Source organism: Pseudoalteromonas sp. SG43-3, from assembly GCF_014164385.1.
GTDB lineage: Bacteria > Pseudomonadota > Gammaproteobacteria > Enterobacterales > Alteromonadaceae > Pseudoalteromonas > Pseudoalteromonas distincta.
Map to the genome: position 1 here is coordinate 1 of NZ_JACJFC010000019.1, position 26,378 is coordinate 26,378.

The following is a 26,378-nucleotide window of genomic DNA, read 5'->3' on the forward strand; positions in this document are numbered from 1 at the left end:
TCACCCGTCCGCCGCTCGTCAGCAAAGTAGCAAGCTACTTTCTGTTACCGCTCGACTTGCATGTGTTAGGCCTGCCGCCAGCGTTCAATCTGAGCCATGATCAAACTCTTCAATTAAAAAGTTTTGTGTCTTTCGACAGCTCAATGAATTCTGAATTTATTTAATATCTTTCGATATTGAATTGACTGTGCTGAATAACTACCTAAGTAATTATTCTGTTGGTCACTCAGTTTCAATTGAGACTCTAATTTGTTTGCCTCACTACCTAAGTAGCTTGGCTGTTAGAACTCAATCTGTACGAGTGCCCACACAGATGATTGCTTTATATTGTTAAAGAACGTTTGAGTTGCCTTAGCGACTCAAGGGAAGCGAATCTTACGCTTTCCTGTGTTTTTGTCAACACTTAATTTTAAATTTTATAAAAATATAAACTCAAGTTTTACTCGACTCACTAAGTGACTTGCTTGCCTCGCTAAGCGTTGCCTGCTCTGCCGTCTCAGTGGGGTCGCATTATAGGGAGATCCGAAAACAGATCAACCCTTTTTTGAAGAAAACTTGAAAAAACATGCTGCTCGATGAGTATTTGAGCTAAACGCTCAAAAACACAACTAATAGTAAGTTTTATTTATGTAATAGCGCCATTTGACTAAGTGTATGATGATAAATATCTTTCTAGTGCTTATTTGAAAGGTAATTATGGTAACAACCATATTAGCTTATGATTTTTCTTAGGTGTAACGTTACCGTTTTTATAGTAATGCTACTCACTTAGCTAAATCATTAATGAAATAGAGCCGTGTTGTAGATGACTAGAGATTAGTGGTAAATAGGTAATAGGTAAATATAGTAATGCAAAAATTTTATTTATAATTTCCAGGCATTAAAAAGCCGAGCATAAGCTCGGCTTTTAGGTTTCTTTAAGACTTACTCTGCAGACTGTGCGTCTTCTTGAACTTCTTCGCTAGTCGCTGGGCGACCAACTAGTTCAATATAAGCCATTGGTGCATTATCACCAGTACGGAAGCCACACTTAAGAATACGAGTGTAACCACCTGGACGATCCGCGTTACGTGGACCGATTTCACTGAATAATTTACCAACAACTTCATTGTCGCGTGTGCGAGCAAACGCTAAACGGCGGTTTGCTACACTGTCAGTCTTAGCCAGTGTGATTAAAGGTTCAATTACACGACGTAACTCTTTCGCTTTTGGCAAAGTAGTTTTGATGATTTCATGTTTCACCAAAGAACCTGCCATATTGCTGAACATCGCTTTACGATGGCTACTGTTACGGTTTAATTGACGACCACTCTTACGATGGCGCATGACCCTATCCTTCTAACTAAACTAATATAGTGATTTAGATTATTCAGCTAAACTTGCAGGTGGCCAGTTTTCTAGGCGCATACCTAGAGAAAGACCACGTGAAGCTAGCACGTCTTTAATTTCAGTTAGAGACTTCTTACCTAGATTAGGCGTTTTAAGAAGCTCAACCTCAGTGCGCTGAACTAAATCACCGATATATTGAATTTGCTCGGCTTTCAAACAATTTGCTGAGCGTACTGTTAGTTCAAGATCATCGACTGGACGAAGCAGAATAGGATCGAATTCTGGTTTCTCTTCTTTCTCTTCTGGCTCAGTTACATCGCGTAAATCTACGAATGCATCTAATTGCTCAGCTAAGATAGTAGACGCACGGCGGATCGCTTCTTCAGGATCTAATGTACCGTTTGTTTCCATATCAATGATTAATTTGTCTAAATCTGTACGTTGCTCAACTCGAGCTGATTCAACCGAGTACGCAATACGTTCAACTGGGCTGAATGATGCATCAAGCAACAATCTACCAATTGGACGCTCATCGTCATCAGAGGATAAACGACTAGATGCCGGCACATAACCACGACCGCGCTCAACACGAATACGCATGCTGATCTCGCTGTTACCTGTAGTTAAATTACAGATAACGTGATCTGGATTAGCAATTGTTACATCGCCATCGTGCTGAATATCAGCCGCAGTAACAGGGCCTACACCAGATTTAGTCAGGGTCAGAAAAACTTCATCTTTGCCTTCTAACGTTACTGCTAAACCTTTAAGGTTTAATAGTATTTCAATGATGTCTTCTTGAACGCCTTCTTTCGCGCTGTACTCATGTAATACACCGTCGATTTCTACTTCAGTTACTGCACATCCAGGCATAGATGAAAGTAATATACGGCGTAAAGCATTACCCAGAGTGTGACCAAAGCCACGCTCTAATGGTTCTAAAACTATTTTAGAACGCGTTGGGTTTATAGCGTCGATGTCGACTAACCTTGGTTTTAGAAATTCTGTAACAGAACCCTGCATTTTATCCTCTCTTAACTCTTAACTTTACTTAGAGTAAAGTTCGACGATTAGTTGTTCATTAATGTCCGCAGACAGGTCTGAACGCTCAGGTAGACGCTTAAAGCTGCCTTCCAATTTCTTACCGTCAACTTCAACCCAAGTCGGCTTTTCACGTTGCTCAGCCAACTCTAGAGCAGCGATGATACGTGCTTGTGTCTTAGACTTCTCACGGATTACTACAGTATCTTCTGGAGTAATTACGTATGAAGGAATGTTCACAACACGACCATTAACTAGAATCGCTTTATGGCTTACTAACTGACGTGCTTCAGCGCGTGTGCTAGCAAAACCCATGCGATATACAACATTGTCTAAACGTTGCTCTAAAAGCTGTAACAAGTTTTCACCTGTATTACCTTTAAGGCGAGCAGCTTCTTTATAGTAGTTACGGAATTGCTTTTCTAATACACCGTAGATACGACGTACTTTTTGCTTTTCACGTAATTGTAAACCGTAATCAGATAGACGACCTTTACGAGCGCCGTGCTGACCAGGTGCAGTCTCAAGTTTACACTTAGAGTCGATAGCTCTTACGCCGCTCTTAAGGAACAGGTCAGTACCTTCACGACGACTCAGCTTGAGCTTAGGGCCCAAATATCTTGCCATGTTATTTCTCCTAACCTATTGTTAAACGCGACGTTTCTTCGGTGGACGACAACCATTATGTGGTATTGGCGTCACGTCAGTAATGTTTGTAATACGGTAACCAGCAGCATTCAAAGCACGTACAGCAGATTCACGACCTGGACCTGGACCTTTGATGAAAACTTCTAGATTTTTTAAACCGTATTCTTGAGCAGCAGTACCTGCACGCTCTGCAGCAACCTGAGCAGCAAATGGTGTAGATTTACGTGAACCACGGAAACCTGAACCACCGGCAGTAGCCCATGATAGTGCATTACCTTGACGGTCGGTAATCGTTACAATAGTGTTGTTGAAAGAAGCATGAACATGAGCCATACCATCAGCAACTTGTTTTTTAACCTTTTTACGACGAATTGGTGTCTTAGCCATAATACTATCCCCTTATCGCTTAATAGGCTTACGAGGACCCTTACGGGTGCGCGCGTTAGTCTTAGTTCTTTGACCACGTAGTGGTAAAGAGCGACGGTGACGTAGGCCACGATAACAACCAAGGTCCATTAGGCGCTTGATATTTAAAGTAACTTCACGACGAAGATCACCTTCAACAGTGTACTTGCCAACTGCATCACGCAGTACGTCAAGAATTTCGTCTGAAAGTTCACCGATTTTTGTGGTTTCGGCGATACCAGTCGCTTCTAAGATAGCCTTAGAGCGAGTCTTACCTATGCCATAAATAGCTGTTAAACCAATAACTGCATGTTTATGATCAGGGACGTTAATGCCAGCAATACGGGCCACTAACACATCTCCTATATTCGAATTTGGTAATCAAAAGTTTGAAAAGCCCGTAAGGATACTCAAACGAAGACCAAATCACTACTAAAAACACAGGCCGAGAAAACTCAGCCTGCACGACTGTTTACTTAGCCTTGCCTTTGCTTATGCTTAGGCTCACTGCAAATTACGCGTACTACACCAGCACGCTTAATAACTTTACAGTTACGGCATATTTTCTTAACGGAAGCACGTACTTTCATTGCTCAACTCCGTAAACTGACCTTATCGACCGTAGCCTTTAAGGTTCGCTTTTTTCAGCACAGAATCATACTGATGAGACATCAGGTGAGTCTGTACTTGTGCCATAAAGTCCATGATTACTACAACGATAATCAAAACTGATGTACCGCCGAAGTAGAATGGCGTTTGCCACGCCATCGTCATGAATTCAGGCACCAGACAGATAAAGGTTATATACAAAGCACCTGCCAATGTCAGGCGTGTCATCACTTTATCAATGTATTTAGATGTCTGCTCACCTGGACGAATACCTGGGATAAATGCGCCAGATTTCTTAAGGTTATCTGCTGTTTCACGTGGGTTAAAAACCAACGCTGTGTAGAAAAAGCAGAAGAAGATAATAGCCGCAGCTAAAACAAGCGAGTACAACGGTTGACCTGGAGTCAACGTAGTAGCAACAGCTTGTAATACATCAGCGACTGGACCTTCACCTTGGCCGAACCAGCTAGCAATTGTACCAGGGAACAGAATTATACTGCTAGCGAAGATTGGTGGAATAACACCCGCCATATTTACTTTTAGTGGTAAATGCGTGCTTTGGGCAGCAAATACTTGACGACCTTGTTGGCGTTTAGCGTAGTTAACAACAATACGACGTTGTCCACGTTCGAAAAACACTACAAGATAAGTAACAGCGAATACGATTACCGCAACCATCAACAGTACAAAAACATTCAAATCACCTTGGCGCGCCATTTCGACTGTCGAACCAATAGCAGACGGCAAGTTAGCTACAATACCAACAAATATTAGAACAGAGATACCGTTACCGATACCACGCTCTGTTATTTGTTCACCCAACCACATAAGGAACATAGTACCAGTAACTAAACTCACCACTGCGGTGAAATAGAAACCCATACCAGGGTTAACAACTAACCCCTCCATCATGCCCGGTAAGCTAGTAGCAATACCGATTGATTGAATAGTAGCTAGCACAAGCGTGCCATAGCGTGTGTACTGGCTAATTTTTTTACGCCCTTGCTCACCTTCTTTCTTAAGCTCTATAAACGGAGGATACATATGCGTTAATAGTTGCGTAATAATCGAAGCCGAGATATACGGCATAATACCCAGTGCTAACACTGAAGCTCGCTCAAGTGCACCACCACTGAACATGTTGAACATTTCAACAATGGTGCCCTTTTGTTGCTCGAAGAAATCGGCAAGTACAGCGGCGTCAATCCCAGGGATCGGCACAAATGAACCTAGACGGTAAATTATGATAGCACCCAATACGAAGAGTAATCGGCGCTTCAATTCCGAAAGTCCACCTTGTGCACTTTTTGTATCTTGACCTGGTTTAGCCATTAGTACTTCCTTAGTCTTCTACCTTGCCTCCGGCAGCTTCAATAGCTTCGCGAGCACCTTTAGAGGCTTTAAGGCCTTTAACGGTAACAGCGCGTGAAACTTCGCCAGATTTAACAACTTTAACGAAAAGAACGTTCTTTTTAACTAGACCAGCTGCTTGTAACGCGCTTAGGTCTACCACATCGCCTTCAACTTTAGCGATTTCAAAAAGGTTTATTTCTGCAGATACTAAAGATTTGCGAGAAGTAAAACCAAATTTAGGTAGACGACGTTGCATAGGCATTTGACCGCCTTCAAAACCAACGCGTACTTTGCCGCCAGAACGTGATTTTTGACCTTTGTGACCACGACCACCAGTCTTACCTAGACCAGAACCGATACCACGACCAACACGTTTTGGAGCAGTTTTTGAACCTGCAGCAGGTGAAAGTGTATTCAAATGCATCGAATTAACCCTCTACCTTAACCATGTAAGAAACCTTGTTTATCATACCACGTACACATGCTGTGTCTTCTAACTCAACAGTGTGGTTGATACGACGTAAACCAAGACCGCGTAATGTAGCTTTATGTTTCGGTAAACGACCGATAGAGCTTTTTACTTGTGTTACTTTTACAGTTTGATTTGCCATGGTTACCCCAGTATTTCGTCTACGCGAAGGCCACGTTTTGCAGCGATTGACTGTGGAGAATTCATATTCTCAAGAGCCGAAATCGTTGCACGTACTACGTTGATTGGGTTAGTAGAACCGTAACATTTAGAAAGTACGTTCTGAACACCAGTCACTTCTAGTACTGCACGCATAGCACCACCTGCGATGATACCAGTACCTTCAGAGGCTGGTTTCATGAACACTAGTGAGCCAGCATGACGTCCCTTAACAGGATGCTGTAATGTATTGCCATTTAGGTCTACATTGATCATGTTGCGACGTGCTTTTTCCATTGCTTTTTGAATAGCAGCTGGAACTTCACGTGCTTTACCATAACCAAAACCTACTTTACCTGCGCCGTCACCAACTACAGTTAGTGCAGTAAAGCTAAAGATACGACCACCTTTAACTACTTTAGACACACGGTTCACCGCGATTAGCTTTTCAGCTAGATCAGGCTGTTGTTGCTTTGCTTCTACGTTAGCCATAGTCTACTCCTAGAATTGCAAACCGGCTTCACGCGCAGCATCAGCTAGCGCCTTCACACGGCCGTGATATTTAAAGCCACTGCGATCAAAAGCAATCTTTTCGATGCCTTTGTCAGCCGCACGTTCAGCAACCGCTTTGCCAACTGCTTGCGCAGCTTCAACGTTACCGGTGCCTTTAACTGTTTCGCTAATAGCCTTTTCAACAGTAGAAGCAGCAGCCAGTACATTACCCTCAGCATTTACAACTTGAGCGTATATGTGACGTGGCGTGCGGTGGATAACAAGACGCGTTGTGCCTTGTTCAATATAATTTCTACGAGTGCGTTTAGCACGACGTAGACGAGCTGTTTTTTTATCCATCGTCTTACCTTACTTCTTCTTAGCCTCTTTACGGCGTACATTCTCATCTGAATAACGAACACCCTTACCTTTATAAGGCTCAGGTTTACGGTATGCACGAATGTTAGCAGCTGTTTGACCAACTAACTGCTTGTCTACGCCCTTAACTAGAACTTCTGTTTGGCTTGGAGTTTCAATCGTAATTCCTTCAGGAACTGCGAAATTAACTGGGTGTGAGAAGCCAAGAGTTAAATCTAATGTTTTACCCTTCGCTGCAGCACGGTAACCCACGCCTACTAACTGAAGTTTCTTCTCGTAACCTTCATGCGTACCAACAACCATGTTGTTGATTAGAGCGCGAGCAGTACCTGCTTGAGCCCATGCATTAGCTACGCCATCACGAGGTAAAGTAGTAATAACGTTGTCATTTACTTGTACTTCAACAGCGTTGTTGATTGTACGAGTAAGTTCACCGTTTTTGCCTTTAACTGTGATTTCCTGGCCTTTTAATGTAACTTCTACACCGGCAGGAACAGTAATTGGTGCCTTTGCTATGCGAGACATAGTTCCCCTCCGATTAAGCTACAAAACCAATGATTTCACCACCAACACCAGCACTACGTGCTGCGCGGTCTGTCATTAGGCCTTTAGAAGTTGATACGATAGCGATACCAAGACCACCCATTACCTTAGGTAATTGGTCACGTTTCTTATAGATACGTAAACCAGGGCGACTTACACGCTGGATATTTTCAATTACAGCTTTGCCTTCGAAGTACTTCAACTCGATAGAAAGCTCAGGTTTAGTTTCGCCGTTAACAGCGAAATCTACGATATAACCTTCGTCTTTTAGTACTTTAGCTAATGCTACTTTCAGCTTTGAAGTTGGCATCGTTACAGATACTTTCTTCGCTGATTGACCGTTACGAATTCGTGTGAACAAATCCGCGATAGGATCTTGCAAGCTCATAGTCTTACTCCCATGATTCTATTACCAGCTAGCCTTTTTAAGGCCAGGAATTTCACCGCGCATAGCTGCTTCGCGAACTTTAATACGGCTCATGCCGAATTTGCGAAGGAAACCATGTGGGCGGCCCGTAATGTTACAACGATTACGTTGACGTGCAGGGCTAGAATCACGTGGTAAAGCTTGTAGCTTAAGTACCGCGTCCCAACGATCATCTTCAGATGTGTTAACATCACTGATGATAGCTTTTAGTGCAGCGCGCTTTTCAGCGTACTGAGCAACTAGTTTTGTGCGCTTTGCTTCGCGCGCTTTCATAGAATTCTTTGCCATAACCCTACCCTTATTTCTTAAATGGGAAGTTAAACGCTTCTAACAACGCACGGCCTTCCTCATCAGATTTCGCAGAAGTAGTGATAGTAATATCCATACCGCGTACACGGTCTACTTTATCGTAATCGATTTCTGGGAAGATGATTTGTTCACGTACGCCCATGCTGTAGTTGCCACGTCCATCAAAAGACTTTGCACTTACGCCACGGAAGTCACGAATACGTGGGATAGCGATTGATACCAAACGCTCAAAAAAGTCCCACATACGCTCGCCGCGTAGGGTTACTTTACAACCAATCGGGTAGCCTTCACGCACTTTAAAGCCAGCAACAGATTTGCGTGCTTTAGTGATTAAAGGTTTCTGACCAGAGATTGCTGCTAGATCCGCTACTGCGTTATCTAAAATCTTCTTGTCAGCTAGGGCTTCGCCCACGCCCATATTCAATGTGATCTTTTCGATCTGAGGGACTTGCATGACAGAGCTGAAACCAAACTTCTCTTGAAGTTCAGCAACTACTTTGTCTTTATATACTTCATGCAGTTTCGCCATCATTCTACTCCAACTATTAGATAGTTTTACCAGTAGATTTAAAGATACGTAATTTCTTACCATCTTCAATCTTGAAACCTACACGATCAGCTTTACTCGTTTCCGAGTTGAAGATCGCAACGTTTGATGCATCCATAGATGCTTCTTTCTCAACAATGCCGCCAGCTTGGTTCAATTGTGGAACCGGCTTTTGGTGTTTCTTGATCAAGTTTATGCCTTCGACAAAGATTCGACCAGATTCAGTAACAACTGAAAGCACTTTTCCGCGCTTACCTTTGTCTTTACCTGCTAGTACGATTACTTCGTCATCACGACGTATTTTTGCTGCCATGATTGGCTCCTTACAGTACTTCTGGGGCTAGTGAAACGATTTTCATGAACTTATCATTACGAAGTTCGCGAGTCACAGGGCCGAAAATACGTGTACCAATTGGCTGTAAGTTATCATTTAAGATAACAGCAGCGTTGCTGTCAAAACGGATCAGAGAACCATCTGGACGGCGAACACCTTTTCTGGTACGCACAACTACCGCGTTTTTAACATCACCTTTCTTCACTTTACCGCGAGGAATAGCTTCTTTTACAGAAACTTTAATGATGTCGCCAATCGCTGCGTAGCGACGGTGAGAACCACCAAGGACTTTTATACACTGCACTTTGCGAGCGCCGCTGTTATCAGCAACTTCCAGCTGAGTTTGCATTTGGATCATGTTAATGACCTCCGGTGTAGTAATTACAACGTGTCTTAAATTTGTTTAAAATCAAGACATTTCGATTAAATCCCACTCAAAAACAAACGAGTTGTCTCTTAAGGGCGGGCAATTGTACCAGCATTGAGGGGGTAGCGATAGGTTATTTTTTAATTAATTTGGAGTGATGGGAAATTAAAGCTGAGTAATTACGGCTATGTAGCTATTTTACAGGTGGTTACAAAACAAACAAGGCACCTGTAATATGCCTTGTTTGTTTAAAGTGTAATAAATTAACCAAATAAACCTTTTAATTTATCTTTAATTTTATCTTTTGCTTTGTCTTTGGCTTTTTCTTTTGCCTCATCGACCTTCTGCTTAGCTTCATCTTTGAGCGCATCACCAACATCTAGCTTTATACCTACATCGTGGAAAGGCCCTTTTATACGTAGTGGTATTTTAAAGCCAGTGCTGTCATCGGTAGTTCCCTGACCTTCGATAGATCCAACTATACCTGTAACCAAACGATAGTTGACCGTTGTTTGCGGTAAATCAACGTCGCCTTCACCTGATATTCTAATAAGTGGGCTGATAAGTGATAGGTCGGTATTTTTGCCAACGCCATTAGTAAAGTTAAAACTTCCAGTTAATGCTGAAAAATCTGTTTGCTCAGATTCTTCAAATCCGGTATCAAGCCCTTCAGATGCAGCACCAAAGTTACCTGAAATGAGTTCCTTACCTTTACGAACCATCTCAGCTATATTTGCACCTTTTACAGCTCCATCAGCAAACTCAAATCCAAGCTTTCCATTAAGCGCACCAATAAACGACTTTTGACTTTGGCCAGTTGTGTTTAGGTTCCAATTTAAAGACCCCTTACCCATTAGCTTGTCAAAACCTGCCGCATCCGTTAATAAAGGCTGTGCATCTATTCCAGCTAAGTCAAAGTTAGTTGATATTTTATAAGGTACTTGCTGTGCGTTTACATTGATAACGCCTTTACCTGACCCTTCATAAGCAGAAAAGCTATCTAGGCTTAGTTTTGCAACGCTATTTTTTAAAGCAACAGTAAATTGATTTGCGCCTAATTTAATATCATTGGCTTTTAATCCACTTGAACGAATCACTACATTTGCATCTAGTGAATTTAATGCACTTAAATCAATTTTAGTGTCATCCCATACTATTGGCTCTGCAGGTTTATCTTCTTGCTCTTCTGGCTCTTCTTGTTTGGCCACTGCTTCAGGTAGATACGGGTTTAAGTCAAGCATACCTAAATCAATATCAGCATTTACTGCTAAACGCTTACCTAGGTTAAGCTCGCTCTTACCTTTTATTTCTAATGCGTCTAACGTCGCAACTAAATCTTCTAGATTAAATTTCTCACCTAGTAGGTGCATTTTACCGTTTACACTAAATCCGTTAAATGCATTGTCTTTAGCGTCTAGCTCTACACCTTGCCATTTCGCAATACTTTTAACAGACTCACCGCTTAGTGCTAACTGACCTTTAATATCTTGGCCTTGCTTAGCTATGCTCCCTTCGAACGTTAAATCAACTAAACGAGAATCTAAGGTTTGTTTAACATTAAAAGTAGCACCTTCAATTGCTTTAGCAGGAGTATCTAATTTTATATCAAGATCAAAACGCTCTTTCATATAAGTAATACCCCCTTTTACTTCTAATGTTTTACGAAGTGAAGGAAGTAAAATAGCGAGTTCTAAATCGCTAATTTGTTGTTTGGCACCTGTTTGACCATCTAGATAAGTAAATGTGCCGCCATAAATAGCAACCTCACCTAACTCAATATCAAAGTTATCTGGAAGCTTTATCGCTTCACCTGATTGGCTCTGCTCTTTTGGTTGCTCTGCAACTGCATCAAACAACTGCCAATTGGCTTTACCATTTTTGTCGGTTTCTAATAGGATATTTGGTTCGTTTATAACAAACTTATCTAATTTAAACTCACCACCAAATAATGAAAACCAAGGTATGTGTACAGCAAGCTGTTTCATACTCGCCATATCGGCGCGCGAACCTGATTCCATATTTGCAAAATGCACGTCGTTAAGTTCTAACTTTAATGCAGGGAATACGCTAAGTGTTTTATCACCTTTAATAGTAAGAGTGCGCCCAGTTGTTTGTTCTACCTGTTCTGAAACTTTGTTAAAAATAGTATCAGTAGGGATTAAAAACGGTGCGGCAACAATTAGTGCTATACATAGTAAAAGTATTACACCTACAATTTTAAGTAAGGTTTTCATGATCGTCCTTTCAAACGTGCAAATAATGTTCTTATCATAGCGAGTGTTAGCCTTAAAATCATTGTCGTTCTGATAAAAAAGCTTTTTATTAGATATTACATTCCCATCCTGAATCGCCCCTGAAACATTTTGATACCTTTAGGTTACAAATAAATATTGACCCAATGAAACCTTAAGGTTGCATTGATACCTACAGGTTACATATTGTAAAAATTTTAAAAGGAAATGAGCTATGTCTAATTACGATATTAAAAGTGAAGAAAAATTTATGGGCCAAAATGCATGGTTTTCATTATTCATGGGGGTCACTTTATTAATCATTAGTGTTTACCCAATGCTTAATCAAACATCAGCCCCACTATTGTTTTTAGGAACTGCTGCTTTTTTAGGTTCATTCTTTATGTTTGTGATCAGAGGCGGGTTTACATGGAGAATGAAATACCACCTTACATATAAAGATGAGTATTTAAATACCATCGACACTATTGCCTATAAACATGTCGTGCTTGGCTTACTTTTTAGTATGGGTGGCGTGTACTTACTCTCCGATACTCTTGCTTTAGAAGTATCTCACAGCATGATGGCTACATTTTACCTTGCTGTAATGAGTTTAATATACGGCGTATCAATTCTTTGGCAAAGCAAAGATTAGGAGCAAAAGTGCAAAATAAAATTGCAAAATACCGCAAAGAAGCAGGCCTTTCTCAACAAGACTTGGCTGATCTAATTGCGGTTTCACGTAAGACTATTAGTACAGTAGAAACGGCACGATTTACCCCTTCGGTAATAATTGCTCTAAAAATAGCAAAGCATTTTAATACCTCAGTTGAAAGTCTCTTTGTACTAGATAAAAATGATTGATACATGTTAAAGCGTTAGTCTCATTCTATTAGCAAAAACACCGATTTAGCTACTTCAATTACAACGTATGGAGGACAGCGCTGTTGTTATTAGCGTAATTGCGCTAAAATAGACCAGCAAAAAAATATATATCTAAACCGGAGATTCTACAAGGCATGAAAAAACTGCTAATTTCACCGTCAAAAATGACGCTAGGCGAACAAGAAAATCAAATCTATCAGAACATTCTGAAGCAATCTTCAGAATTAAGCCTTAACCTTATGGCCGTGAAAGTAGAAAACCACCCTGATGATTTTTTACCTTGGTGTTACGAATTGCTAAGTGCAAGCAGAGATCGTATGAACTACGATTTACTAGAGCCGCAGCAATTACCAGTACTTAAGAAGCTACACGATCAGCTTATTTCAGCTATCAGCTTTTTACAGGTTAAAACTTTACGTATTGCTCCGTGGCCTGTAGTAAGTGTATTTGTAGAACAACACAAAGACGTTATTGCTCTTGATGAACAGCTTCGCTTAGTAGACTACATTAAGAGCATTCGTGAACAATCTCTTAAAGATATGATTCCTGAAGACTTACTTGCGTTTAGCGGTAAGCACATGGCATCACTTGATCCAAGCACATACAACTTTGACGTTGAATGGTTTGCATCAACAAAAAGTGCGAAGAGCTTTCATCAAATGCTTGGCGATTTACCAGGTGCCTTTGACGATGCACTAGTAAATATTCCACTTGAAGGTGACATTACTCAATACGAATATCAACAATTTGTTGCTGCTTATTCAAAAATATTCACCGACAATAATGAAAAACCAACACTTGCGCCTGCAACACGACTGCTTGCAATGCGTCGCCCTGATATATTTACTCCGATCACAAACAATCGATTAGATGCATTATGCGGTGCCCTTGGTGTTTCTAAACTAAAAAATAGTGATTTTGAGCGTTACTGGCAAGATATTGTAAAAGGTATTCAAGCTATGTCATGGTACAAAATGGCTAAACCTAGTAATGAGTTAGAAGCACAATTAGTTGCTATTAAAGCACTAATCCCATGTTTCTTTCACTATGCTGATGCAAAAACACCAGATAACTCTAACTACATCAAACTGTTAAGTAAGCCTAAACGAACTACAACTACGACAGGTAAAACTCAGCGTAGAGGTAAAGAGTCTGCAGAAATTTTAGTAGACCGCGCACTTGCTGCTGACGATATTCCTGAGCACATTCGCAGTAAGCGCGATTCAATTGTGAGTGAAGTTCAAAAAGGTCGTAGTGTAAACGAAACAATTAGCCTTATGCGCACTATATTTGGCTAAAAACTTCTAATTTAGCCGTACTTTTATGGTGCGGCTAGGTTAATTTATGCACCAGCAGTGTGCGCAACATCTTCCTACATACCATCTCTCTTCTCAATCTATAAAATACAAGCTCATGTTTTTAATGTATAAAAATAATTTTTAATAAAAAATAATGAAGCTGGCACATACAGTGCAATTATCTCGTTAGTTAAACAATAAAAAGCCGTCAGCCTAAAGGTTCCGAATACATAATAAAAACCTTGGCGAGCAAAAATCATATAACGGGAAATGGACATGCTAAAACTAAAAAAAACCATCGCTATAAGTGCTATAGCATTAATGGGCGGAACATCTTTAACGTCAACAGCCGTACATGCTGAAGTAACAGCAAACGCAGCGGCAACATCAAACTACTTATGGCGTGGTCAAGAGCAAACTGGGGGCGATGCAGCTATTTCAGGCGGTATTGATTACGCTAATGAATCGGGCTTTTATGCAGGTACTTGGGCTTCAAATGCATCGTGGGCAGATGAAATGACCTATGAGCTTGATTTATATGCAGGCTTTGGTGGCGACATTAACGAAAGCGTTAGCTATGATGTTGGCTATATTTATTACGCTTACCCAGATGCCGCTTCTGAAGCTGACGCAGATTTCTCTGAAATTTACGGTAGCATCAGTGTTGAAGGCTTTACATTTGGTGCTTCAGTACTTGCAACATCAGCTGCAAGTGGTGATGGTACAGACTTTGGTGATTCACTTTACCTGACAGCTGACTACGGTTTTGCTATTGGCAGTAACGGCACTGAAATGGCACTTCACTTAGGCCACTACTCTGGTGACTTTATTGGCGATGATAATATCTTAGATTACGGTGTATCAATTTCGAAAGATGGTTTCACTTTTGGTTTATCTGATACAGATATGGATGACTCAGATATTAAAGCTTACGTTGCTTATTCTGTAGACTTTAATTTATAAGAAAGAATGTGTTACTTGCTGCGACACGAAGGGCCTTTTGGCCCTTTTCTCGTTTTTGAACGAGACCCCTCACACCTGTTAACAAACCGTTACAATTGAATGAAAACAATACATACATTTTCCTTTATTCTATTACCTAGTCACTGGGCATTTATAACTGCCTAGCCATAAAATAGGTATAAAGGAATAATAATGAAATCACCTAACGCGTTTAGCGCCCTACTCGATATTTATATAAGTCCTAGTAAAGCTTTCAATGGTGTTGAACACGCCAAAGGTTGGTCATGGCTTGCTTTTATAGTCATGTCTTTAGTTTCAATGGCGAGTATTTATATTTTTTATTCCACTGTTGATATGCAGTTTTTGATTAATGAGCAAGTAGCAGCATCAACTATTGATGCGACGATTGGCGAGCAAAAAATGATTCGCCAAAGTATAGAGCAAAATGCAGAAGGCCAAATATGGTTTGGTTTGTTTGGCGGCGTAATTGCTCTGGCTATCATGAATGCATTAATGGCACTTTATTATATGCTTGTGGCTAAACAAGATCCTGAATCAGAACATAGCTACGGAGCTTGGTATGGATTCGCTACCTGGACAATGATGCCAGTTGTTATTTCAAGCCTAGGAACAATTGCTCTTGTACTAAGTGCAAGTACAGATCAAATATCTCAACAAGCCGTATTTAGCTACGCATCTATTAACCAATTAATAATAGGACTTGAAATTGGCCATCCTTTTTATAGCTTATTAGAATCAATAAATTTATTTAGCTTTTGGAGCATTGCGCTGGGAATGATCGGCTTAAAATGCTGGACTAATTTTTCAACTAACAAAGCACTCCTATTCTCTGCTCTTCCTTCAATTATTATTTTTGGTATTTGGGCAATCATTGCAGCAAGTTAACTCTTAAGTGGAGGTAGATACTAGCTCCACATTACTTAATTCACGGATAGATAAAATGAAAAAAGCAATAATCATCACACTCGCTGTAGGCGCATTTATAGCCCTAATTGTGTCAAAGCAAATTTCTGGCGATGAAAAACAAGCCGAAGTAAATATTGCTCAAGTAGAGCTTGGCGACATTGCTGACTCAATAATGGCTTCAGGTAATTTAGTTTTTAATACACAAGTGCAATTACGCTCTGAAGTGACAGGCCGAGTAGATAAAATATTTGTTCAAGAAGGCCAAGGAGTTAAACAAGGCGATATGTTAATGCGCCTTGATACAACTGCTTTTGAATCAGAAGTTACCCGTAGTAAAGCAATCCTTCGCGCCACAGAAATTGAAATTAAACACAATAAAACACGCCTTGCTAACCTAGAGCGCCAACTTAAAAGACAAAAAGACTTATATGATGTCGGTTTAGGTAATCAAGAGAGCTACGAGAATATTGAAAGCGCACGCGATCTAGCTAAAATCGATATTGAATCACGAATAGAGTCGTACAACCAAGCACAAGCGTCACTACAAATTGCGCAAGATCGCTTAAGTAAAAGTGTATTTAGAGCTCCAATGAGCGGCTTGCTTGCATCTGTAAATATTAAAGAAGGTGAAACCGTTATAGCCGGTACTACTAATATTATTGGCTCTGATTTAATGCTAGTAGCCGATCCTAGCGCTATCTTAGCCGAGCTACGTGTGGATGAAACCGACATTGCGAGCATTAAGCTTAACCAAAAAGCGAATATTTATGCGGCCGCATACCCTAATAAACCATTTAGCGGCACAGTAATCAATATTGGTACTTCAGCTAAAAACCAAGCCGGCTCTCAAGGTTTATCGTTTAAAGTAAAAGTATTACTCGATACTACTGAGCGCCAGCTATATGCAGGAATGAGTTGTAGAGCAGAGATCGCAACAAGCATTGCCGAAAACGGTTTAAAACTTCCAATAGAAGCAATCCAAAAAGAAGACGATAAAACATTTGTATGGCGACTAAATAGTGATAACACCGTTAGCAAAATTGCCGTAACTGTTGGAATATCATCTGATATAGAGCAAGCCATTACTGACGGCTTAAATGAGGGCGACAAAATAGTTATTGGCCCTGCGCGCCCAGTAAGTCTTCTGACTGAAGGTGATGTGGTAAAACTTAAATCAGATGCAGACAAGGAAGAAGCCTAATGTCTGCGGTAATCAAGCTAGAGCATATTAATAAACAATACAAAATGGGCTCAGAGGTATTTAAGGCACTTGATGATGTAAACGTACATATAATGCAAAACGAATACGTGGCGATTATAGGACCTTCTGGTTCAGGCAAGTCGACCTTGATGAACTTATTAGGCTGTTTAGATACACCCAGCAGTGGCGAATACTACTTAAAAGATAAACTAGTAAAAAGTATGACCGAGACAGAGCTTGCTCATCAGCGTAATGAAAGTGTCGGGTTTATATTTCAAAGCTTTAACTTAATACCACGTGCAACCGCACTAGAAAATGTAATGCAGCCTTTAGTATATCGCTTTATCCCTAGTAAACAGCGCAAGCAACAAGCTCTAGAAGCACTAAAGCGGGTAGGTCTCGGTGATAAAGTTAATCATTTATCTAGCCAGCTATCGGGCGGGCAACGTCAACGTGTTGCTATTGCCCGCGCTTTAGTCACAAAACCACATATATTATTAGGAGATGAACCCACAGGTAATCTTGATAGTAAAACGACCCGCGAAATTATGGATTTGTTTGATGAGCTGCATAACGAAGGTCACACTATTATTTTAGTAACACATGAGCAAGAAATTGCCGATCATTGCCAACGCGTGATTCGTTTAGTGGACGGTAAAGTGGTAAGTGATGTAACTAAAGATGAAGGAATCAAGCAGCATGTTTAAATCAGCTCTTGCGATAATGGAAGGCACTAAGGCCGCTTTTTCAGCTATTAAAGCTAATGCAATGCGCAGCGCACTGACCTGTTTGGGCATTATTATTGGTGTTGCCGCCGTAGTTACTGTCGTTGCAGTGATGCAGGGTTTTACAAAGCAAATAAACGATCAACTTGCTGATATGTCGCCAGATGTAACAACAATAAAGCCTTACACCAGTATTGAACTCGAAATGGTTGGTAAAAATGCCAAGCTTACCTACGACGATTTTTTAGCTTTAAAGTCGCGTATAAAAGAAGCTGAAACGCTAACTGCCCTAATGTTTACCTGGCGCTTTTCGGGGGGAGCTGAGTATGGAAATAAAAGCCATTCATCGCGTGTTATCGGTACCGAGCAAGACTATCAAAAAGCGTATCGTACTTATCCTGAACTTGGTCGTTTTATTCGTGCTGAGGACGATGATAAACGAAGAAGGGTCGCATTTATCGGCCCTTCAATCATAGAAAAGCTAAACCTTCCTGAAAACCCAGTAGGTGAATATATAAAGCTAGGTGGTGAATGGTTTAGAATTATTGGCGTTGCTGAAAAACAAGGTAGCTTATTTGGTTTTGACCAAGACGATTACATTAATATTCCAATTAGTACCATGAGTGCTTTAGAAGGCGGAAGTACACAAACTAATGTGCAAATTATGTTTAGGTTAAATGAAGGTACTAACGAAGAACAAGTGCTTGCAAAAATAACTCGTGTATTGCGCCAACTGCATAAACTAAAAGAGAAAGATGAAAACGACTTTGAATTTGAAACCGCTGAAAAATCTCGTGCCCAAATAGATAAATTTACCAGCAGTGCTACTGCTATTACTGCTGGTATTGTTGGCATTAGCTTACTTGTTGGCGGTATTGGTGTTATGAACATAATGCTAGTGTCGGTAACTGAACGCACACGTGTTATTGGTACATTAAAAGCACTAGGCGCAACACCTGGTTTTATTATGTTGCAGTTTTTAGTTGAAGCCGTTGTGCTTTCACTTTTTGGTGGTTTAATAGGACTCATTATAGGATATGGCGCCGCAGGGCTTATTTCGTTTTTAGTCCCAAGTATGCCTGATGCATATATACCAGTATGGGCTGTAATACTATCGTTCGGATTTACATCAATGATTGGGATTATATTTGGTTTAGCCCCTGCTATTAAAGCAGCAAGACTAAACCCTATAGATGCACTGCGTTACGAATAACTATTTTAAATAATTATTTAGCTTTAAATGGTACCTTATTACATTGTACTTCTACTGTTTTAGGGTACCAAGCTGGGCCAATTTGATTCACAACCACCTCAGCTAAACCATTAGTAAACGATTTATACGTATGAACGCTTTGCCAATCCCCTTGTGGGCAATGTTTTGTTAAATCTAACGGCTCTGATCCCTCGTACAACGAAAGTGCAAAATTATGATGCCACTGTGAGCTTTTTAGTGCTTTATTGCTTACTTTGCTCTGCATACCGTTATCAAAGTAAATATTTGTACATCCAGTTAAAATAATTAGTGTGCAACCGGCTGCAAATAACTTGATGCTCATAATGTCTCCCCTAGTACTTGCTCTTGGCACCACACTTTAATGGTATGGGGCGAGTATATTCCAAGCGTAATTAAACTCAGCGCTCCATCACTAAACGTTTGTTGTGACTGCATTTGAATAACCGGTGTATCTAAGCAAACTTGTTTTACATCTACCCGCTGCTCACCCACTAATCCCCATAAATAAAATGGGCGGCTATCCTCGTAGGTCGCTTTACTTGTAATTTTTGCGATAGCTTCTGGCTGAATGGTTACCGCAGAACAAGCACTGAGGCTTAATGCTATCGCCCCTATAATTAATGGTTTCATACTCTTCCTTATAAACTAAATACCAGTAAGGTAACTTTATAAGAGAACATAAAATATTAGCGTAAAAAGCTGTGGGGAATATGTAGAAACGCTATGAAGTTTTATACAGTTTATTACACATAAAGGCCGCATAAATGCGGCCTTTAAAGTAGTCAGTTTAAGTAGTTAGTAAATAAATAGACTTTAAAACTTAGCTAAGTTGTTTTTACTGTCTTTGTCGACCAGCTTAATGTAAGGATCTACCCCCGCAAATAATGGTTTTTCTTTTACTTTTAGCTCAATAGTATTGGTACCAGATACTATTTGATGCTTTTGCGAGTAAATAACAAAGTCTTCAGCGAGTAAGTTTTCAGGGTCGTCGCTAAATAATGCAATATCAATTAGCTCATCGAGCGGCTGCTCAGTTTCTTCACCTTGTCCATCGGCATGCTGCTTAGTTGCTTCAACGCTCAGTGTTACTGTATAAAAACCTTCGCCATCAACATCATCAGTAACCGACACTTCTTTCATTTCAAGCTCATAAAGCGTTATATATTTAAACTGATCATCAATAAAACGTTGTTCAGCTTGTGTTGCATCTCGCTTTAAATAACTAAGTAAATCAAGTGTGGTTGGATATGGCGTCGCTTGGTATTTAAACTCATTCAAAAACGCTTTAAGTGCGGCATTTAAGCGTTTTTCACCTAAGCGGTCATACAAAGCCATCATCGCAACTGAGCCTTTATTATAGTGAAGGTATTGTTGAGCCTGCGTTTTATACAGCGGCATTTCTTCAAAGGCTTCGCCTGTGCGGCCCATTAAGTATTTATCTAACTCGTACTTTAAGAATTTACGAAGTTTCTCGGCGCCAAAGCGTTTTTTTAGCACCATAAGTGCGCTGTATTGGGAGAGCGATTCAGAAATAACGGCACTGCCCTCTACATTAGCCCCCGATACTTGATGCCCCCACCATTGGTGTGCAACTTCATGTGCGGTTACATAGTAAGGGTAGTCAACTTTACTCTCATCTCTTAAGTCTGTAATAAAGCCCATACTTTCTGAGTAAGGTACCGTATTGGCAAAACTTTGCGCAAACGAGCGATACTTAGGAAATTCAATAATACGAAGCTGTCTATGCTGATACGGGCCAAAGGCTTGTGTGTAGTAATCTATTGAGTCTTGAACTGACTCAATCATGCGATCAACATTCCATGCATGATCTTTGTGGTAGTACACCTCAATATTTACACCGTTATGCTCAACCTTTTTACTTTCAAGCTCTGCCGAAAGCACAGAGTAAAAGTTTATAATTGGAGCATCCATTTCATAAACAAAAGTACGGCGCCCGTCTTTTACACTCTCACTTTTTAAGTAACCTGGAGTAATCGCAAATTGTGACTCATCGGTGCTTACCGTTGCCTTATAGTTTATAAAGCCATTAGCAGGCCCAAACTCATTTTGCGTATAATAGCGGCTGTCTTCTAGTTTATGTGCGCGTTCAAGTTCAGGTAAATCGTGCTTGCGGCGCTCATACTTATCGGCAATTTGAAAATACTTTTGATAACCAAAATTTGGCAATAATTCTCCATTATTTACAAATGTACCGTTGTGCACGAGTTGAGTATCAGATCTCCTATCAACAAAACCGTCGTGTTCACGAGAAACTGAGAGCTCGCCTTCTCGTACTTCATTGGGCATTAGCGGTTGTTCAAACTCAAACCATACCATGCCAAAATCGGTTAAACGCTCTACTATTTTTCCGCCCGCCATTTTTACATCCCAGCTTTTAGATTGGCTAGGCTCGTTGATTAACACACGGGTTATTGGCTCGTTTGCGGTATTGGTAAACTTAATTTTAGCCACGGCATTTAAAGCACGCTTTTTAGGATAAATATCAATGTGTAAGTCAACATCAGTTATTATAGGCAGTGGCAAGTCTTTGTATTGTGAAAACTCTTGCTCATACCTTACTTGTAGCGCTTCGTTATCATCACTTGTTACAAACTCGTTGATTACACGGGTGTTGTAATAAATGTTATAACCCGCGCCCACAAATACCAATAAACTTATAACGGCTGCAATCTGGCCTTTTAAAGACATGTTGTAACGCACTAAAGATAAACGAGTACGCAATGATTGCGACGGGCCGCGATGCCATAAAGCAAACCCTACAATAGCTAAAAACACACTCAATGCCCCCCAATATAGGGTATACCAATGCGCGCCTTGTAAAAAATGTCCATAACCATTTATATCAGAATACGGTACGCTACTGCTTTGAGAAAAATGATACATATGATGCTCAAACCCGTAAGCACCCATTACCATTTGAGCAATGTAATACAGAATAAATAAACCCATACCTATGTATTTATTAGGGCTAATTATTTGTAAAAAGAACGCCAATATAGCCATCATAATTAAAGGCAGTAATGTAAGGTAACCCAACCTAAATAAGTACTGACCAAGCTCTAGGTTAAATTGCCCCTTAAATAGCTGCACTGCAATGGTAAACATCATGCCTACTAAATAAAGGCCACAAACTGCAGTGATTAACGCAATAATTTTAGATACCCAAAACACACTGTTATGCACCGGGAAACTGTCAACAATATCACCCATACCACTTTGGCGTTCTCGCCAAACCAGCTCTGCGCTGTAATAAGCAATAATGATAAACATAAACAAAGCGGAGGAGTTTTGAATAATGCCCACCATGTTTTGTGTGAGCGGCCAATCCGTTGTGCCATATGCGCCAATAGGTGCAAAAAGTGGTGCGAGTAACATAGTAATACTGACACCCGCTAAAATCATAAAAGGGGCACTTAATATAACTTGCTTAAGTTCAAATAAGCTGCGCATTACTAATTGCGATTTCGTATTTACCCCTTTTGACTTGTAATTTTTAGCGCTGCTAATAAGTGCTGCTTGTTTGTTTTTTACAAACGTTGAGACAGCAAATTGCTTTTTCTGTTTTTTAGTGACTACGCGATTACCTAACTTTCCGAGGCCAAAAAACATCGCTAAACTTATTGCTACCCATAAAATACGGTTAATTAAAAAATCGCCCGAAAGCGTTAACACTTCAGTATTTTTATCACTTACAGTCCAGTAACGGGTTAAGTCAATTAACGACCCTGTGCCAAATGGGTCTGCGTAAACAACAATATTTCTAAACGCTAAATCGTCAAAATAGATACTCGCCAATTGGTAGGTTATATAAACCACCACGGCCGTTACATATACCGCCATCATGGTTTTAAAATAGACCGCCACACTATTAAAAATAGCACTGAGGACCAATAAGCTTGGCACTGCTAAATATAAAAAAGGCGCTGCGTAATATATAAACTTATTGGGGCCTACTAGCTCGCTATCGAGCCAGCCAACCAACAAGCCAAATTGAGATCCCAAAAATACGCCTAGTGGCACGCTTAAAAACACAATAAGTACAACTAAGTAAGAACCAAAAAAACGCCCTGATTGATAAGCAAGCGGGTTAACGGGCTTACTAAACACCAGCTCATCCATTTTGGTCTCGCTGTTGCGAATCGCTGAGCTTGCAACAAAGTTAACCACTAAAAACATAGCAAGCGTACAAAAGGTAACCGTTAAAACCATAATGGTATAAGGCGAGTTCATATGAACATTAGCCCCACCTAACGGAAACTTACTACTGGAGCTTATAAAAAACGCCATAAAAAAGAATATTAATGAGGTCACATAAAACGAAGGCTGACGCATAAAATAGCGCAGCTCAAACGCTAGCATATTAAAAAACATAGCGCCCCCTTATGCTACTTGGCTGTTACGATGATTAAGCAACGTAGAAAAATACACATCTTCTAGGTTTGCACTGCTGAGCTCAAAACCTTCAGGGGCTTCATTGGCTAATACATGTAATATGGTTTGCCCAGCAAATAAGCGTTTTGAAATAACAGGCAGCTGCGGTTCAAGCTCTAGCGCTTCTTCTTGGCTCATGGCTTTGCGCCAAATTTGGCCTTGGAGTTTATCGGTAAGGGCAATTGGATTGCCCTCTAATAGTATTTTACCGCCTGCCAGCACCGCCATGTTTGGGCAAAGCTCTGCTACATCTTCAACAATGTGGGTCGATAATATAACGACTTTTTGCTCGCCTAAGCTTACTAACAAGTTATGAAAGCGATTTCGCTCTTCAGGATCTAGCCCTGCGGTAGGTTCATCAACGATAAGTAAGTCGGGGTCGCCTAGTAAGGCTTGTGCAATACCAAAACGCTGGCGCATACCGCCCGAAAAGCCACTTACCGCTTTTGAGCGATGTTGATATAAATTAGTATGTGCAAGTAATCCTTCAACCGACTCTTTACGCTCTGCTTTATTATGAATTCCCTTTAAAACAGCCATATGGTCCAGTAAGTCGTAAGCACTAACACGCGGGTACACACCAAAATCTTGCGGTAGATAACCCAAACGTTGGCGCAGAGCCTGTGGGTCTTTAAAAACATCAATACCATCAAAAGTGATTGAACCCGAATCAGCCGACTGCAGTGTTGCAATGGTACGCATTAGCGATGATTTACCTGCGCCATTTGGCCCAAGTAATCCAAACATCCCTTTGCCGATAGATAAATCAACACCTTGTAGTGCATGTACGCCATTATCGTAGGTTTTAGATAACCCTGTTATTGATAGCATTTTTACTTCCTTGAATATGAGTAATTATTTTTATAATGTTTTATACCACAAGGAAAATAGGAACATAAGTTACTTGCTGGTTAAATTTGTAACAACAAATAAACATAATTTAAACTCATAACACTTGCCTGCACTGTATTCACTCGGTATAAAAACCACATATACTTTTTATAAGAAACGAAAAGCCATGCAAGATCACCAAAGCCAGCCGTTAAATGACTTTATAGAATATCCACATGAAGAAATGCTAAATCGTGCTAACGAGTTTTTACAAACCAGCCAACGCCGCCATAGCATTCGCAGCTTTAGCGATCGCCCAGTACCAAAAAATATTATTGAAGCATGTATAAAAGCAGCTGGCACAGCACCAAGTGGAGCGAATCATCAGCCTTGGCATTTTGTGGCTATAAACAGTAGCGATGTAAAAAAACAAATAAGAGAAGCCGCAGAAAAATTAGAGCGTTCTTTTTACGAAGGCAGAGCAGGTGAAGAATGGTTAGATGCGCTAAAACCGTTAGGTACCGACGCCAATAAACCTTATTTAGAGCATGCACCTTGGCTTATAGCTGTATTTAGTCAAAAAAAGGGCGGCGTAAGCAGCGATGATAAAAATACGAATTATTATGTGCATGAGTCTGTTGGCTTAGCTACCGGCTTTTTAATTCAAGCTTTGCACCGCAGTGGTTTGGCAACCCTTACTCATACTCCAAAGCCAATGAGTTTTTTAACCGACATATGTAATCGCGATAAAGATAACGAACGCCCATACATGCTACTTATTACAGGCTACCCAAGTGATGATGCAACAATACCTGCTCATGCACTGGATAAAAAATCACTCGATGAAATAGCTACGTTTATTTAGTATTTTCTTGTCGGCAAAACCACTCATATAGCAAAGCAATGATCGACTCAACTTTTGGATCGGTCAATGAGTAATAAATAGTGTGCCCTTCTCTGCGAGTAGCAACCATATCCGCCTTGCGTAAACTTGCTAAATGCTGAGATAACGCTGACTGTGCTAAAGGTACATTTTTATTTAGCTCACCTACACTTTGCTCACCTTGTAATAAACTACATAAAATCATTAAGCGATTTTTGTTAGCCATTAATTTTAAAAACTGTTCGGCTTGCTCTGCGTTGACAGCTAGTTGTTCAATATTCATTTTTATTATTTCTCTTTTTGATACCTTTTTAAGTATAGACTTTTACATTAGTAGGTTCTAATATAATTAACATTAGACTTTACTAATATTAAGGTAATCACAAAATTAACGATGCCGTTTTATTAATCGGCGGAAGTGCTGTAGCAGTATCCGCACTATTAAGTTACTTTATATAAAGTAACTTTCAGTTTTTAACGTTATTTATAAGTATTAACTCAATTAACCTACTTATACCAAGTAGCACTCATTAATGTCTTTTTTAAGAAAAAGAGGATTTACAAACTAATGCTTACATCAATCCCTGATTTACTAAAAATTATCACACCTAACCAACGCCGTATTGACGCAGCGCAAGCGAAACTCGAACTTGAACAAAATAAGGGTTTACTTATTGATGTACGAGAACCTGCAGAGCACGCTACAAAAGCAGCTACTGGCGCTATAAATATTCCGCGTGGATTACTCGAGATGAAACTGATGGAAATAGAAAAAGACGCAGCTCGCCCTATTTACGTGCACTGCGCAAGTGGTACGCGCGCAACGTTGGGAGCAGAAGCGTTAACGCGTGTGGGTTATGAAAACGTAACCGTTATTACCTGTGACGCAAACCAAATATGTAGTGTGTTTTAAACATCAACTGAATACTTATAATGATGCGCCTAGTAAAGGTAGGCGTTTAACTTTGTGATAAGTCAGTGCTAATTTAATACGCTCTTTAACTGGGTATTCTGGTAATGGCTTTTCACTATTTAATACAATTGCCCGGTTACCTTCGAAAGTGAGAGTGTGGGAATACAACTCTCTAAATGTGCTTACTAGCTTTGATTGGCAATGAAAAAACAAATAACACGAGGAGCCCTTAAAGCCTACGCGAATGGGGCTGCCATTTATTGTGTTATAACTTGGCTCTCCCCACTTTAAAGACTCTTCAACAGCTCCTAAGTTTTGCTCTTGTGCTACGGTATAAATTAACTCTCGTAATTTTATAAGCTTACTTTTTGCTATCTCAGGATAATTATTAAATATATTTTCTATTTCCGTATTCATAAAAATAC

The 26,378-nt window shown here is 40.2% G+C and carries 34 protein-coding genes and 1 rRNA gene; 10 read left to right on the plus strand and 25 right to left on the minus strand.

Going from position 1 to position 26,378, the window contains the following annotated elements; genetic code table 11:
- From H5157_RS15970 to H5157_RS16060, 19 genes are all read right to left on the minus strand, one after another.
- A 16S ribosomal RNA gene (locus H5157_RS15970) occupies window positions 1–116 on the minus strand; the annotation flags it as partial.
- A gap of 808 nt (window positions 117–924) precedes the next feature.
- Window positions 925–1,326: a 50S ribosomal protein L17 gene (rplQ, locus tag H5157_RS15975; protein WP_006794892.1), complete on the minus strand. Its 402-nt coding sequence runs from the start codon at window positions 1,324–1,326 to the stop codon at window positions 925–927.
- A gap of 39 nt (window positions 1,327–1,365) precedes the next feature.
- Complete coding sequence (locus H5157_RS15980) at window positions 1,366–2,352, minus strand: DNA-directed RNA polymerase subunit alpha (protein WP_008127834.1); 987 nt, start codon at window positions 2,350–2,352, stop codon at window positions 1,366–1,368.
- A gap of 24 nt (window positions 2,353–2,376) precedes the next feature.
- The gene (rpsD, locus tag H5157_RS15985) at window positions 2,377–2,997 is read right to left on the minus strand and encodes a 30S ribosomal protein S4 (protein ID WP_002959461.1); all 621 of its coding nucleotides are present in this window, start codon (window positions 2,995–2,997) and stop codon (window positions 2,377–2,379) included.
- 21 nt (window positions 2,998–3,018) lie between these two features.
- The gene (gene rpsK / locus H5157_RS15990; RefSeq protein WP_002959471.1) at window positions 3,019–3,405 is read right to left on the minus strand and encodes a 30S ribosomal protein S11; all 387 of its coding nucleotides are present in this window, start codon (window positions 3,403–3,405) and stop codon (window positions 3,019–3,021) included.
- A 12-nt stretch (window positions 3,406–3,417) separates the two neighbouring features.
- Window positions 3,418–3,774, minus strand: coding sequence for a 30S ribosomal protein S13 (gene rpsM / locus H5157_RS15995; protein ID WP_002959473.1), 357 nt, complete (start codon window positions 3,772–3,774; stop codon window positions 3,418–3,420).
- Window positions 3,775–3,899: 125 nt separating this feature from the next.
- Window positions 3,900–4,013, minus strand: a complete 114-nt coding sequence (rpmJ, locus tag H5157_RS16000; RefSeq protein ID WP_002959476.1) for a 50S ribosomal protein L36 — start codon at window positions 4,011–4,013, stop codon at window positions 3,900–3,902.
- 22 nt (window positions 4,014–4,035) lie between these two features.
- A complete protein-coding gene (secY, locus tag H5157_RS16005) occupies window positions 4,036–5,364 on the minus strand; it encodes a preprotein translocase subunit SecY (RefSeq protein WP_002959478.1) in 1,329 nt (442 codons plus the stop codon).
- Between the two features lie 10 nt (window positions 5,365–5,374).
- Complete coding sequence (gene rplO, locus H5157_RS16010) at window positions 5,375–5,809, minus strand: 50S ribosomal protein L15 (protein ID WP_002959480.1); 435 nt, start codon at window positions 5,807–5,809, stop codon at window positions 5,375–5,377.
- 4 nt (window positions 5,810–5,813) lie between these two features.
- On the minus strand, window positions 5,814–5,996 hold the full coding sequence (gene rpmD / locus H5157_RS16015; protein WP_002959482.1) for a 50S ribosomal protein L30: 183 nt from the start codon (window positions 5,994–5,996) through the stop codon (window positions 5,814–5,816).
- 2 nt (window positions 5,997–5,998) lie between these two features.
- Entirely contained in the window at window positions 5,999–6,505 is a 507-nt protein-coding gene (gene rpsE / locus H5157_RS16020; protein WP_002959485.1) for a 30S ribosomal protein S5, read from the minus strand.
- Window positions 6,506–6,514: 9 nt separating this feature from the next.
- Entirely contained in the window at window positions 6,515–6,865 is a 351-nt protein-coding gene (gene rplR, locus H5157_RS16025; protein ID WP_002959486.1) for a 50S ribosomal protein L18, read from the minus strand.
- Between the two features lie 9 nt (window positions 6,866–6,874).
- On the minus strand, window positions 6,875–7,408 hold the full coding sequence (gene rplF / locus H5157_RS16030; protein WP_002959488.1) for a 50S ribosomal protein L6: 534 nt from the start codon (window positions 7,406–7,408) through the stop codon (window positions 6,875–6,877).
- Window positions 7,409–7,421: 13 nt separating this feature from the next.
- Complete coding sequence (gene rpsH, locus H5157_RS16035; protein ID WP_002959491.1) at window positions 7,422–7,814, minus strand: 30S ribosomal protein S8; 393 nt, start codon at window positions 7,812–7,814, stop codon at window positions 7,422–7,424.
- A gap of 21 nt (window positions 7,815–7,835) precedes the next feature.
- Window positions 7,836–8,141: a 30S ribosomal protein S14 gene (gene rpsN / locus H5157_RS16040; RefSeq protein ID WP_006794245.1), complete on the minus strand. Its 306-nt coding sequence runs from the start codon at window positions 8,139–8,141 to the stop codon at window positions 7,836–7,838.
- A gap of 10 nt (window positions 8,142–8,151) precedes the next feature.
- Window positions 8,152–8,691 (minus strand): 50S ribosomal protein L5, encoded by a 540-nt coding sequence (gene rplE, locus H5157_RS16045; protein WP_010554915.1) that lies wholly within the window; start codon window positions 8,689–8,691, stop codon window positions 8,152–8,154.
- Between the two features lie 16 nt (window positions 8,692–8,707).
- Complete coding sequence (gene rplX / locus H5157_RS16050; RefSeq protein ID WP_002959496.1) at window positions 8,708–9,022, minus strand: 50S ribosomal protein L24; 315 nt, start codon at window positions 9,020–9,022, stop codon at window positions 8,708–8,710.
- A 10-nt stretch (window positions 9,023–9,032) separates the two neighbouring features.
- On the minus strand, window positions 9,033–9,401 hold the full coding sequence (gene rplN, locus H5157_RS16055; protein ID WP_002959498.1) for a 50S ribosomal protein L14: 369 nt from the start codon (window positions 9,399–9,401) through the stop codon (window positions 9,033–9,035).
- 272 nt (window positions 9,402–9,673) lie between these two features.
- Window positions 9,674–11,644 (minus strand): AsmA family protein, encoded by a 1,971-nt coding sequence (locus H5157_RS16060; protein ID WP_182725061.1) that lies wholly within the window; start codon window positions 11,642–11,644, stop codon window positions 9,674–9,676.
- 232 nt (window positions 11,645–11,876) lie between these two features.
- On the opposite strand from H5157_RS16060, the gene H5157_RS16065 reads away from it, so the two are divergent.
- From H5157_RS16065 to H5157_RS16100, 8 genes are all read left to right on the plus strand, one after another.
- Window positions 11,877–12,296: a hypothetical protein gene (locus tag H5157_RS16065; RefSeq protein WP_002959502.1), complete on the plus strand. Its 420-nt coding sequence runs from the start codon at window positions 11,877–11,879 to the stop codon at window positions 12,294–12,296.
- Window positions 12,297–12,304: 8 nt separating this feature from the next.
- Window positions 12,305–12,505 carry a helix-turn-helix transcriptional regulator gene (locus tag H5157_RS16070; protein WP_002959505.1) on the plus strand — a complete coding sequence of 67 codons (201 nt, stop codon included), beginning with the start codon at window positions 12,305–12,307 and terminating at the stop codon, window positions 12,503–12,505.
- A 155-nt stretch (window positions 12,506–12,660) separates the two neighbouring features.
- Entirely contained in the window at window positions 12,661–13,824 is a 1,164-nt protein-coding gene (locus tag H5157_RS16075) for a hypothetical protein (protein WP_182712843.1), read from the plus strand.
- Between the two features lie 276 nt (window positions 13,825–14,100).
- Window positions 14,101–14,787: a TorF family putative porin gene (locus H5157_RS16080; RefSeq protein WP_182725062.1), complete on the plus strand. Its 687-nt coding sequence runs from the start codon at window positions 14,101–14,103 to the stop codon at window positions 14,785–14,787.
- Window positions 14,788–14,979: 192 nt separating this feature from the next.
- Window positions 14,980–15,693: a YIP1 family protein gene (locus H5157_RS16085; RefSeq protein WP_039490481.1), complete on the plus strand. Its 714-nt coding sequence runs from the start codon at window positions 14,980–14,982 to the stop codon at window positions 15,691–15,693.
- A gap of 55 nt (window positions 15,694–15,748) precedes the next feature.
- On the plus strand, window positions 15,749–16,915 hold the full coding sequence (locus tag H5157_RS16090) for an efflux RND transporter periplasmic adaptor subunit (RefSeq protein ID WP_024595210.1): 1,167 nt from the start codon (window positions 15,749–15,751) through the stop codon (window positions 16,913–16,915).
- A complete protein-coding gene (locus H5157_RS16095; protein ID WP_024594267.1) occupies window positions 16,915–17,622 on the plus strand; it encodes an ABC transporter ATP-binding protein in 708 nt (235 codons plus the stop codon). Before H5157_RS16090 ends, H5157_RS16095 begins: the two co-directional genes overlap by 1 nt.
- The gene (locus tag H5157_RS16100; RefSeq protein ID WP_039490486.1) at window positions 17,615–18,853 is read left to right on the plus strand and encodes an ABC transporter permease; all 1,239 of its coding nucleotides are present in this window, start codon (window positions 17,615–17,617) and stop codon (window positions 18,851–18,853) included. Before H5157_RS16095 ends, H5157_RS16100 begins: the two co-directional genes overlap by 8 nt.
- 13 nt (window positions 18,854–18,866) lie before the next feature.
- Here H5157_RS16100 and H5157_RS16105 read toward each other — a convergent pair whose 3' ends face one another.
- The 4 genes from H5157_RS16105 to H5157_RS16120 form a co-directional block, all read right to left on the minus strand.
- A complete protein-coding gene (locus H5157_RS16105; RefSeq protein WP_182725063.1) occupies window positions 18,867–19,196 on the minus strand; it encodes a Bor/Iss family lipoprotein in 330 nt (109 codons plus the stop codon).
- Window positions 19,193–19,504: a Bor family protein gene (locus H5157_RS16110; protein WP_182725064.1), complete on the minus strand. Its 312-nt coding sequence runs from the start codon at window positions 19,502–19,504 to the stop codon at window positions 19,193–19,195. The genes H5157_RS16105 and H5157_RS16110 overlap by 4 nt, the downstream gene beginning before the upstream one ends.
- Before the next feature lie 183 nt (window positions 19,505–19,687).
- Complete coding sequence (locus H5157_RS16115) at window positions 19,688–23,266, minus strand: M1 family aminopeptidase (RefSeq protein ID WP_182725065.1); 3,579 nt, start codon at window positions 23,264–23,266, stop codon at window positions 19,688–19,690.
- A gap of 9 nt (window positions 23,267–23,275) precedes the next feature.
- A complete protein-coding gene (locus H5157_RS16120; protein WP_002959519.1) occupies window positions 23,276–24,157 on the minus strand; it encodes an ABC transporter ATP-binding protein in 882 nt (293 codons plus the stop codon).
- Between the two features lie 187 nt (window positions 24,158–24,344).
- Here H5157_RS16120 and H5157_RS16125 point away from each other — a divergent pair, with 187 nt between their 5' ends.
- A complete protein-coding gene (locus tag H5157_RS16125) occupies window positions 24,345–25,022 on the plus strand; it encodes a nitroreductase family protein (protein ID WP_024604482.1) in 678 nt (225 codons plus the stop codon).
- Here the strand turns inward: H5157_RS16125 and H5157_RS16130 are convergent.
- Window positions 25,015–25,323 (minus strand): helix-turn-helix transcriptional regulator, encoded by a 309-nt coding sequence (locus H5157_RS16130; protein ID WP_010554926.1) that lies wholly within the window; start codon window positions 25,321–25,323, stop codon window positions 25,015–25,017. The genes H5157_RS16125 and H5157_RS16130 overlap by 8 nt on opposite strands.
- A gap of 285 nt (window positions 25,324–25,608) precedes the next feature.
- Between H5157_RS16130 and H5157_RS16135 the strand changes: the two genes are divergently transcribed.
- A complete protein-coding gene (locus H5157_RS16135; protein WP_182725066.1) occupies window positions 25,609–25,953 on the plus strand; it encodes a rhodanese-like domain-containing protein in 345 nt (114 codons plus the stop codon).
- 15 nt (window positions 25,954–25,968) lie between these two features.
- On the opposite strand, the gene H5157_RS16140 is transcribed toward H5157_RS16135, so the two are convergent.
- The gene (locus H5157_RS16140) at window positions 25,969–26,370 is read right to left on the minus strand and encodes a DUF1801 domain-containing protein (RefSeq protein ID WP_182720099.1); all 402 of its coding nucleotides are present in this window, start codon (window positions 26,368–26,370) and stop codon (window positions 25,969–25,971) included.
- Between the last annotated feature and the right edge of the window lie 8 nt (window positions 26,371–26,378).